The sequence below is a fragment of the Nocardioides sp. genome, from assembly GCF_031397825.1.
Classification (GTDB): domain Bacteria; phylum Actinomycetota; class Actinomycetes; order Propionibacteriales; family Nocardioidaceae; genus Nocardioides.
In genome coordinates, this window is record NZ_JANNML010000100.1 from 1 (window position 1) to 1892 (window position 1892).

General features: G+C 73.5%; 2 protein-coding genes. One reads left to right on the forward strand and one right to left on the reverse strand.

The genetic code is table 11. The features are described from left to right. A partial coding sequence (locus RMN98_RS08755) for a peptidase dimerization domain-containing protein (protein ID WP_309648430.1) occupies positions 1 to 780 on the forward strand: 780 nt, incomplete at its 5' end. A gap of 107 nt (positions 781 to 887) precedes the next feature. Here the strand turns inward: RMN98_RS08755 and RMN98_RS08760 are convergent. Then, the coding region (locus RMN98_RS08760; protein ID WP_309648431.1) for a 6-phospho-beta-glucosidase at positions 888 to 1892 on the reverse strand (1005 nt) is incomplete at its 5' end.

Here is a 1892-nt window from a genome sequence, read left to right on the forward strand (position 1 = left end):
GCGCTGACGACGAGCCTGCGCGGCCTGGTGCGGGCCACGGTCGAGGTGCGCACGCTGACCCACGGGGTCCACTCCGGCATGTGGGGCGGCCTCGTGCCCGACGCCCTCATGGCGATGAACCGGCTGCTGGCCTCGCTGCACACCGACGACGGCTCGGTGGCCGTCGAGGGTCTGGTCAGCGGGCCCGCCTCGGATCTGGACTACCCCGAGGAGCGGCTGCGCGCCGAGTCGGGTGCAACCGCGGGAGTGCACTGGATCGGGTCGGGGTCGGCCGTGTCGCGGTTGTGGACCCAGCCGTCGCTGACGGTCACCGGCCTCGACGCGCCGCGGGTGCAGGGCGCCTCCAACACGCTGGCCGCCACCTCTCGGGCGATGATCTCGATGCGGATCGCCCCGGGGGACAGCTCGTCCTCGGCCTACGCCGCCCTGGCACGTCACCTCGAGCAGCACGCCCCCTGGGGCGCCGAGGTCACGGTCACCTTCAACGACGGTGGCGAGGCCATCGCGCTCGACGCGAGCGGATCGGCGTACGACGTGGCCCGGAGGGCCTTCACCGAGGCGTGGGACGGTACCGAGCCGGTCGACATCGGGGTGGGCGGCTCCATCCCCTTCATCGCCGAGTTCCTCGAGGCCTTCCCCGGCGCGAGCGTGCTCGTCACCGGCGTCGAGGACCCCGACACCCGCGCCCACGGCGCCGACGAAGGCCTCCACCTCGCCGAGTTCGCGCGGGTGTGCCTCGCCGAGACGCTGCTCCTCCACCACCTCGCCCCCACCCCCTGACCCGCGAGACGTCGCGCAGGTACGAGCGAGACGTCACTCGGGTACGTGCGATACGTCGGCTGTACTTTCGTGACGTCTCGGGCGTACCGCAGCGCCGTCTCGCGGGGTCAGGGGCGGAGGACCGAGCGGAGCTCGGGGAGCGTGGCGAGCTGGGTGTCGAGGATGCCGCGAGCGACCGTGACCGACCCGACGAGCGGGTGCAGGGCCAGAGCCTTCGTCGCCGTCGCGTAGGAGCCCGAGAGCGCCGCCTCGATCGTCGTCCGCTCGACCGCCTTCATCGTCGACACCAGGCCGAAGGCGTGCGGGTCCAGCGGTGCCGCCGGGTGCGGGCGCCAGCCGCGGGCGTCCACGGCGCAGGGCACCTCGACGACGGCGTCGCCGTCGAGGCCGGGCAGGGTCGAGCCGTTGGGGACGTTCAGCACCAACGTGGTCGCCTCGTCACGCGCGATCGCGCGCATCAGCTGCAGGGCGACCCGGTCGTAGCCACCGCCGTCGAGGTCCTCCTGCTCGCGCTCGCCGGACCCGGAGGCCTCCCGGCTGTCGGCCATGTACGTCGCCTCGCGCTCCAGCCGCGCGCGCTCCCAGCTCGCGAACGCCTCGCCCGCGTCGCCAGGCCCCTCGGCCCAGAAGTCACGCTGCTGCTCGAGCAGGATCTCGCCCCGCGTGCGGCCGGCCCGCTCCTCCGCGGCCACGGCGTCGGTGCGGTAGTACCAGTACCAGAGGTACTCGTTGGGCACGGCGCCGATCGTGGCCAGCCACTCCGGCCCGAACAACCGCCCCTCCTCGGTCGTCAGCAGGGCGGCGGGATCCGCGACGAGCCCCGGCAGCAGGTCCCGGCCGTCCACCAGCACCCGCCGCAGCCAGCCCAGGTGGTTGAGCCCGGCGTAGTCGAAGACCGCCTCCTCGGGTCGTACGCCGAGCGCGCGCGCGACCCGCTTGAACATCCCCACGGGGGAGTCGCAGATCCCGACGACCCGGTCGCCGAGCACTCGCGACATCGCCTCGGTGACCATCCCGGCGGGGTTGGTGAAGTTGATGACGTAGGCCTCGGGCGCCACCCGGCGCACCGTCTCGGCGATGTGCATCGCCACCGGGACCGTCCGCAGCCCGTA